Genomic DNA, 7,821 nt, shown 5'->3' with positions numbered 1-7,821 from the left:
GTAGGCCAGGATGTTCCAGTTGATGTCGAAGCCGGCGATCTTCTCCAGCGCCGGCTGATAGGCGACCGAGTTCGCCTTGCTGGCGCGCGAAACCTTGGCCGGGTCCTGCTCCGCCATCAGCATCGGGTCGTCGCCGACGATGGCCAGCCTCGCCGTGTTGTTGGCGAAGGCCTTGGCGACGCCTTCATGCAGCCAGCCGGCGGCGCGGTCGAAGCTCGCATCATTGGCATGGCGGTAGCGCGCCAGCGTCACCTCCTCGTCGGAGAGGATCGGCGTCACCAGCCCGGCGCCGGCCTTGTAGGCGTGCTCGGCGATCTTGCGCACCAGCGGCAGCGCCGCGACCGGGGCCGTGAGAAACAGGTCCTGCCCGGACTGCAGGTTCAGTCCGACGCGCACGGCGGCCTGGGCTAGCCGGTCGAGCTTGTCGGGATCGATCGAAACGGGGAGGCCGCGCTGATGAATGGTCATGGGGACGCCTGGTCTGGTGATGTCGGGCGAATCTAGTGCAGGGCGGCGCATCCGCCAATGGACCGCCCTGCCCCTCGGATGCAGGATGGCGCCGCACCGCCCCCGCGTTCACCGCTACAGAGATTCCGATGTTCCTGCTCAACGCCCATCCCGACCACCGCAAGCCGCTCCTGCCGGAGGATGCGGAAACCCTCGGCCCTGCCGGCGCGGCCGCGGTCGAGGCCCAGATCCGCAACCGGGAAAACTACACCGTGACGCCGCTGCATGACCTTCCCGGTCTGGCGGCGCAGCTCGGCGTCGGCGCGATCCAGATCAAGGACGAGGGGCATCGTCTCGGGCTCGGCAGCTTCAAGGCGCTCGGCGGCTCCTATGTCGTCGTGAAGCTGTTGCTGGAGGAGGCCGCGCGCCGGCTCGGGCGGCCGGTCGAGATTGCCGAGCTGCAGTCGCCGGCTGTGAGGGAGGTCGCGGCCTCGCTGACCTTCTCTTGCGCCACGGACGGCAATCATGGCCGCTCGGTCGCGCAGGGTGCGCAGCTCGTCGGCGCCTGCGCAGCGATCTTCGTCCATTCCGGCGTCAGCGAGGAGCGCATCGCGGCCATCGCCCGTTTCGGTGCGACGATGATCCGGGCGGAGGGCAGCTATGACGATTCGGTCGCGGAGGCGGCCCGCGTCTCGGCGGAGAAGGGCTGGACGGTGGTCTCCGACACCTCCTGGCCGGGCTATGAGCGCATCCCCGGGCTGGTGATGCAGGGCTACACCGCGCTCGTCGCCGAGTCGCTGCGCCAGATGGCGCGGCCGCCGACGCATGTCTTCGTGCAGGTCGGCGTGGGGGGCATCGCGGCGGCGGTCGCGGCGCATTTCGCCCTCGTGCTGGGTGACGAGCGACCTGTCTTCGTCGCGGTTGATCCGTCTCGCGCCGCCTGCATGTTCGAGAGCGCCCGGGCCGGCGAACCGGTGAAGGCTGCGGTGGGTGAGCCCACGGTGATGGCGATGCTCGACTGCTACGAGCCCTCGCTGGTCGCCTGGCGCATCCTGTCGCGGGTGGCGGACGCCTTCATGACGGTCGAGGACGAAGAGGCGGTCGCGGTGATGAACCGGCTGGCGCGGCCGGTGGGCGACGACCCCGTCATCGTCGCCGGCGAAAGCGGTGGCGTCGGGCTTGCCGGGTTGATCGCCGCCGCCACCGATCCGGCGATCCGGGCGCAGCTGCGGCTCGACGCGAACTCGCGCGTCTTCGTCGTCAACACCGAGGGCGCGACCGATCCGGCTCGCTATGCCGAACTCGTCCACGGCAAGGCCGCCTGATCAACTTTATCCGGCATGACTTGCCGGCATGACTTGCCGGCATGGCGCCCGCACGATCGGCGCACGGGGCGGCCCCATTCGCTCTGGCCTAAGCTCCCGCCCGCGCGCTCGCCTGCTTGGCGGGCGCAACCTGGCCTTCGAGGGGACTACACAGATGACCGTTGCCGCAGAGCTGCCCTACCGCACGCAGAACTGGACGCTGGGCAAGCCGATGGCGAGCGGGCGCAACGGCGTCGTCGTCTCGCAGAACCGCGAGGCGGCCGAGGCCGGCGCGGCGATCCTCGAGGTCGGCGGCAATGCGGCGGATGCGGCGGTGGCGGCCTGTTTCGCGCTCGCTGCGGTCGAGCCCTGGAACAGCGGGCTCGGTGGCATCGGCTTCGCGGTCGTGCTCAAGGCCGGCGAGACCAAAGCGAAGGTGGTCGATTTCGGACCCGTGGCGCCCCGCCATGCCGACCCTTCCGCCTATCCGCTGACCGGCGCGATGAAGAACGACCTCTTCACCTGGCCCGAGGTGGTGGGCGATGTGAACATCCACGGCCCGCTGTCCTTCGTGATCCCGTCCTCCGTCGCCGGCTACGCCAAGCTGAAGGAGAGCTTCGGCACGGCGCTGCCCGTCGCCGATCTGCTGGCGCCGGCGATCAGGCTCGCCAAGCGCGGGCTGGCGCAGGACTGGTATACGACGCTCAAGGTCGCCTCCTCGGCTGCAGTCCTGCGGCTCTATGAGGAGAGCGCGAGGATCTATCTGCCGAACGGCCTGCCGCCGGTGCCGCCCTATCAGGGCAAGCCCGGCTTTTTCCGCTTGGGCAACCTCGCCTCGACGCTGGAGCGGCTGGCCTCGGCCGGGCTCGACGATTTCTACCGCGGCGAGATCGCCGGCCGGCTCGTCGCCGACATCAAGGCGCTGGGCGGGGTGGTCGATGCGCAGGATCTCGCCGGCTGCCGGGCGATCGTCCGCGACGCGCCGACGATCGACTGGCGCGGTACCCATCTCGTCCACACCGCCGGCGGGCTCACCGCCGCGCCGACGCTGGAAGCGGTTGTCGAGGGCATGGACGCCACTCCGCCCGGCGCTGGCGGGCCCGACGCGGCGTGGTTCGCCAGCCTGTCGCGGGTGATGCGCGAGGCCTATGCCAGCCGGCTCGAGGGGCTCGGCGCCGCGAAGGCCGCGCAGGAGCCCGGCGATACCTGCACCACCCATCTCACGGTCGTCGATGGCGAGGGCACGCTGGTTACGGTCACGACGACGCTGCTCTCCTCGATGGGCAGCCGCGTCGTGCTGCCCGACACCGGCGTGCTGATGAACAACGGCATGATGTGGTTCGATCCGCGCCCCGGCAGCGCCAATGCGATCGCGCCCGGCGCCCGGCCGCTCTGCAACATGTGCCCGGTGATCGTGACGCCGACGACGGGGAATGGCCCGCGCTTCGCGGGCGGTGCCTCGGGCGGGCGGCGCATCCTCGCCAGCGTCTACCAGATGCTGGCCTGGACGGTGGATTTCGGCATGGGACTGGAGGAGGCCGCACACCGGCCGCGCATCGACGTCTCCGGACCGGACCAGACCAGCGCCGATCTGCGCCTGCCGGCCGACACGCTGGCCGCGCTGGAGGCAACCGGGCCGGTGGTCGTGGTCGAACACGGCGTGCTGCCGATCAACTTCGCCTGCCCCAACCTGATCCGCGTCGATGCGGATGGGGCGGAAGGCATCAGCGACGTGATCTCGCCCTGGTCGGCGGCGGTCGCGGCGAAGAGCTGACCTGCTATGGCGTCATGGTCGGGCTTGACCCGACCATCTCGCAAACCAGAGACATCTGGTCATGAGATTCCCGGGTCAAGCCCGGGAATGACGCTGTCTGCTGGCGCCCGTCACACCCGCTTCAACCCCCACGGATAGGGCGCCGAGCCCTTCTGCATCCCGGTCAGGCTCTTGCGATAGGCGGTGCGGATCATGAAGACGCCGAGCGGGATCGTCGCGGTGTCCTCGAGCGCCAGCCGGCCGAGCGTGGCGGCCGCCTTCTTCTGGGCGGCCTCGTCGGGCGCATAGAGCCATTCTTCCGCGAGCGCCTCGGCCCTGGCGCTGTCGTACCAGCCGAACCAGCCCTTGGCGCCCTGGCCGCGGACCAGATAGGACAAGGCCGGATTGCTCCAGCCATTGGCCGAGCCGGTGGTGTGGAAGATGCTCCAGCCGCCCTTCTCGACCGGCTCGCGGCTGTTGCGGCGCTGGATCACCGTGCCCCAGTCGCTGGCGACGAAATCGACATTCATGCCGATGCTCTTGAGCAGCTCGTAGGTGACGTCGCCGAGCGGGCCGATATCGGGGAAGTCTGTCGGGCTGATGATGACGACCTTCTCGCCCTTGTAGCCGGAGTCCTTCAGCGCCGCCTTCGCCTTCTCGATGCTCTGCGGCATCAGGTCTTCCTGCTCGCCGTCGTAATAGGGCGTGCCGCGGAACCAGAGATTGCGCGAGGTCTTCCAGATCGAGGTGTCGTCGCCTTGGGTGGCGCGCATATAGTCTTCCTGATTCACCGCCATGCGGACGGCGGCGCGCACCTTCGGGTTGTTGAAGGGCGGCTGCAGATGGTTCAACCGCATGATCGCGCCGCGCCCGGATTCGTCGGTGACCTCGCGGGTGATGTCGGCGCTCTTGGCGAGCATCGGCTGGAGATCGCTCAGCGGCCTCTCCCACCAGTCGACCTCGCCCTTGATCAGGGCGTTGGCCGCCGTCGCCGGATCGGGCAGGATCTGCCATTCGATCCGCTTGAAATTGGCGACCTTGCCGCCGGCATTGCGGCTGGGCGCTTCTGCGCGCGGCTTGTAGGCCTCGAATTTCTCATAGGCGACCCTGCTGCCGGAGACGTATTCGGCCGGCAGGAAGCGATAGGGGCCCGACCCGATGACCTCTGTGATCTGCTTGGTCGCCTCGGTCGTCGCCAGCCGCTCCGGCATGACGAAGAGCGGCGAGTCAGCCTTGGCCAGCACGTCGAGCATCATCGGGAAGGCGCGGGTCAGCTTGATCTCGAAGGTCTTGTCGTCGATCGCGGACGAGGATTCGATCACCTTGGCCAGGAGCTGGCCGTAAGGATCGCGCTGGACCCAGCGCTTCAGGCTCTGGAGGCAGTCCGCCGGCTTGACCGGGCTGCCGTCATGGAAGGACAGCCCCTCGCGCAGCGTGAAACGCCAGGTCTTGCCATCCGGCGAAACCTCGTGCCGCTCGACCATCTGCGGCTGCGGCTTGCCGGCGAGATCGAGCCCGTAGAGCGTGTCGTAGACATAGTAGCCGTGGTTGCTGGTCACGGTCGCGGTGGTCCAGACCGGATCGAGCGCCGTCAGATTGGCCTGGGGCACGAATTTCAGCGTGGTCGCCGACTGGGCCGCGGCGCGGCCGATGGCGGCGGGACCGGCGAGCGTCAGGGCGGTCGCGCCCTTCAGGAATATGCGGCGTTTCATGGCAGTTCCCCCTGTGATCGATCGTGCCGGCATCGGACGCGCGCGTCGTGACGCCTGTCTTGGACGTTCCTGCCCCGGGCCGGGGCAGGCGCTTTCGCGTTGAGATGGCGGCTCAGTCGAAGCCGAGGAAGCCGGGCATGTCGGCGATGCGCGGGCCGGCCGCGAGTTTCGCGATGTCGGGCACGGGCCGCGCCGTCAGCGCGTCGCCGGCGAGCGCCGCCTCGAGCGCAGCCGCCACCGCCAGCACCTTGGCGTCGCCGCCGCGCGGGCCGACGATCTGCAGGCCGAAGGGCATGCCGGCGTCATCGAGCCCGACCGGCAGCGAAATCGCCGGGTGGCCGACGGTGGTGACGGCATAGGCCAGCGCCAGCCAGTGGAAATAGGTCCGCGTCGGCTGGCCGTCGATCTCGGCCGGGTAGAGCTCCGACCAGGGGCGCGGGCTCAGCGTCACGGCCGGCGAGAGGATGACGTCGTAATCCGCAAAGAAGCCCTGCCAGCGCTGGTAGATCGCGGTCTGCTGCTTCAGCGCCCGGGTGATGTCGAGCGCGCCATAGCGCAGCCCTTCCTCGACATTGACGCGGACATTGGGGCCGACCATCTCGGGCGTGTCGCGGACCTTCTCATACATACCGGCGAGGAAGGCGATCGAGCGCAGCACCTCGAAGGTCTCGTCCATGCCGGCGCAGTCCGGCGTCGCCTCCTCGGTCGCGGCGAAGAGCGAGGAGAAGGTGCCGACCTTCTGCGCGAAGACCTTGCGGATGTGCTTCTCGGTCGGCGCGAAGCCGAAATCCGGGGTGATCGCGACCTTGAGCGAGGCGAGGTCGATCGTGGCCGGCCGGGCGAAGTCCTCAGGGCGCCGGACCGTGCGGCCATGGATCGTGGTCGCCAGCGCGTCGTAGGAATCGTCCCCGACCATGGCCGAGAGCAGCAGGCAGAGATCGGGCACGGTGCGCGCCATCGGCCCCAGCACGGGCAGCGGGTTCCAACCGATCGGCCGCTTCTCGCTCGGCACCAGTCCGGGTGTCGGGCGGAAGCCGACGATGCCGTTGAAGGCGGCGGGGTTGCGCAGCGAACCGCCGGTGTCAGAGCCGGTCGCGATCGGCACCATGCCGGTAGCGAGCGCAACACCCGAGCCACCCGAGGAGCCGGCGGCGGATTTCGTCGGGTCGAAGGGGTTGCCGGTGGCGCCGTAGACGGCGTTGCGCGTGTTGGCGCCGGCACCCCATTCCGGCGTGTTGGTCTTGCCGAGCACGATCGCGCCGGCCGCGCGGGTCTTCGCGACGATGAGTTGGTCCTCGTCGGGCACATGGTCGCGGTAGAGTTGGCTGCCATAGGTGGTGCGCAGCCCGGCGACGTTCTCGAGATCCTTCACGCCGAGCGGCAGGCCGTGCAGCGCCGGCAGCGCGTCGCCCCGCATGGTCGCGGCATCGGCGGCTTTCGCTGCGGCGCGGGCGCGCTCGTCGTCGCGGGCGACCATGGCGTTGACGGCCGGGTCGACGGCGTCGATGCGGGCGATGCAGCTTTCGAGCAACTCGGTCGCGGACAGCTTCTTGGCGCCGATCAGGGCACGCGCCTCGATGGCGCTGAGGTCGCAGGGATTGGTCAAGTGGTCAGGCCTCTCGTTGAGGACCGCGCGACGCAAGAGGCGTGCCTGAGGTCCGGCGCGAGGCAGTCTAGGCGAAAGGTGCGAGGCGTGAAGTGCGCAGGGCGCGGATGTGGAGCGCGTCAGCTGGCACCGGCCGCGGTGAGGCCGAGATAGAGCGCCGCCCCCAGCATGGCGATGAAGGCGGCGGCGAGCAGTTCCAGCACCGCCAACGTGCGGGCGGCGCGCAGCGACCCGCCACCGGCGAGCTTCAATGCGGCGAACTTGAAGAAGACGGCGAGCGCCGCCAATGCACCCGTCGTCAGCGCTGTGCCGAGCGCCATGGCGAAGGTGGCGGCGACGCCGGCCCAGAACAGGCCTGCGGAGGCGGCGAAGACGAGGATGATGATCGCGCCGGCGCAGGGCCGCAGCCCCGCCGCGAGCACGACGCCGGCAATCTCGCGCCAGTTTCGCAGCCGGGCGATCTCGTCGGGTGTCGGCATGTGGGCATGGTCGCAAGCCGCATCATGGGCCTGTGCGCCGTGCCCGAGCGCCAGCAGCGCGCCCGCCTTGCGCCAGAGCACCCATGTGCCGACGAGGGCGACGAGAGCGAAGCTCGCGCGCTCGACCCAGTCGGTCGCGACCGCCATCGTCTGCGCCGTCTGCCGCAGGGCGATGGTGAGGGTGCCCACCAGCGCGATCGCGACCAGGGCCTGCAGGATCGCGGCGGCGAAACTCAGGCCGAGTCCGCGCCGCAGGCTGCGGTCGTCGGCGACGATGTAGCCCGAAATCACCGCCTTGCCATGGCCCGGCCCGGCGGCGTGGAACACGCCATAGCCGAAGGCGAGGCCGAGCAGCCCCCAGAGAGCCGCCGGGCTTTTCGCGACTGCGCTCAGGGCCGTCGTCAGTTCCCGGTAGAAGGCCGACTGCCAGGCCAGGATCAGGCCGAAGAGCCCCGTGGTGGTGGGCGGCGCCTCGCGCGGCAGCGGCACCCCGAACGGGTTGCGCGGAGGCGGCGGCGGC

The 7,821-nt window shown here is 69.8% G+C and carries 6 protein-coding genes; 2 read left to right on the top strand and 4 right to left on the bottom strand.

The genetic code is table 11. The features are described from left to right. The coding region (locus tag Q8M82_RS12450; protein WP_305691667.1) for an aminopeptidase at positions 1 to 468 on the bottom strand (468 nt) is incomplete at its 3' end. Between the two features lie 128 nt (positions 469 to 596). Between Q8M82_RS12450 and Q8M82_RS12445 the strand changes: the two genes are divergently transcribed. Both Q8M82_RS12445 and Q8M82_RS12440 read left to right on the top strand, forming a co-directional pair. After that, positions 597 to 1,772, top strand: a complete 1,176-nt coding sequence (locus tag Q8M82_RS12445; protein ID WP_305691666.1) for a diaminopropionate ammonia-lyase — start codon at positions 597 to 599, stop codon at positions 1,770 to 1,772. Between the two features lie 154 nt (positions 1,773 to 1,926). Continuing rightward, on the top strand, positions 1,927 to 3,525 hold the full coding sequence (locus Q8M82_RS12440; RefSeq protein WP_305691665.1) for a gamma-glutamyltransferase: 1,599 nt from the start codon (positions 1,927 to 1,929) through the stop codon (positions 3,523 to 3,525). Positions 3,526 to 3,635: 110 nt separating this feature from the next. On the opposite strand, the gene Q8M82_RS12435 is transcribed toward Q8M82_RS12440, so the two are convergent. From Q8M82_RS12435 to Q8M82_RS12425, 3 genes are all read right to left on the bottom strand, one after another. Beyond that, entirely contained in the window at positions 3,636 to 5,216 is a 1,581-nt protein-coding gene (locus Q8M82_RS12435) for an ABC transporter substrate-binding protein (protein WP_305691664.1), read from the bottom strand. Between the two features lie 112 nt (positions 5,217 to 5,328). Beyond that, on the bottom strand, positions 5,329 to 6,822 hold the full coding sequence (locus Q8M82_RS12430) for an amidase (protein ID WP_305691663.1): 1,494 nt from the start codon (positions 6,820 to 6,822) through the stop codon (positions 5,329 to 5,331). 119 nt (positions 6,823 to 6,941) lie between these two features. Beyond that, positions 6,942 to 7,821: nickel/cobalt transporter (locus tag Q8M82_RS12425; RefSeq protein ID WP_305691662.1), on the bottom strand; the 880-nt coding region annotated here is incomplete at its 5' end.

It is taken from the genome of Allobosea sp. (genome assembly GCF_030694325.1).
Classification (GTDB): domain Bacteria; phylum Pseudomonadota; class Alphaproteobacteria; order Rhizobiales; family Beijerinckiaceae; genus Allobosea.
Note: the sequence above shows the minus strand (reverse complement) of the source record. Positions and strands in the feature narration are given on the sequence as shown.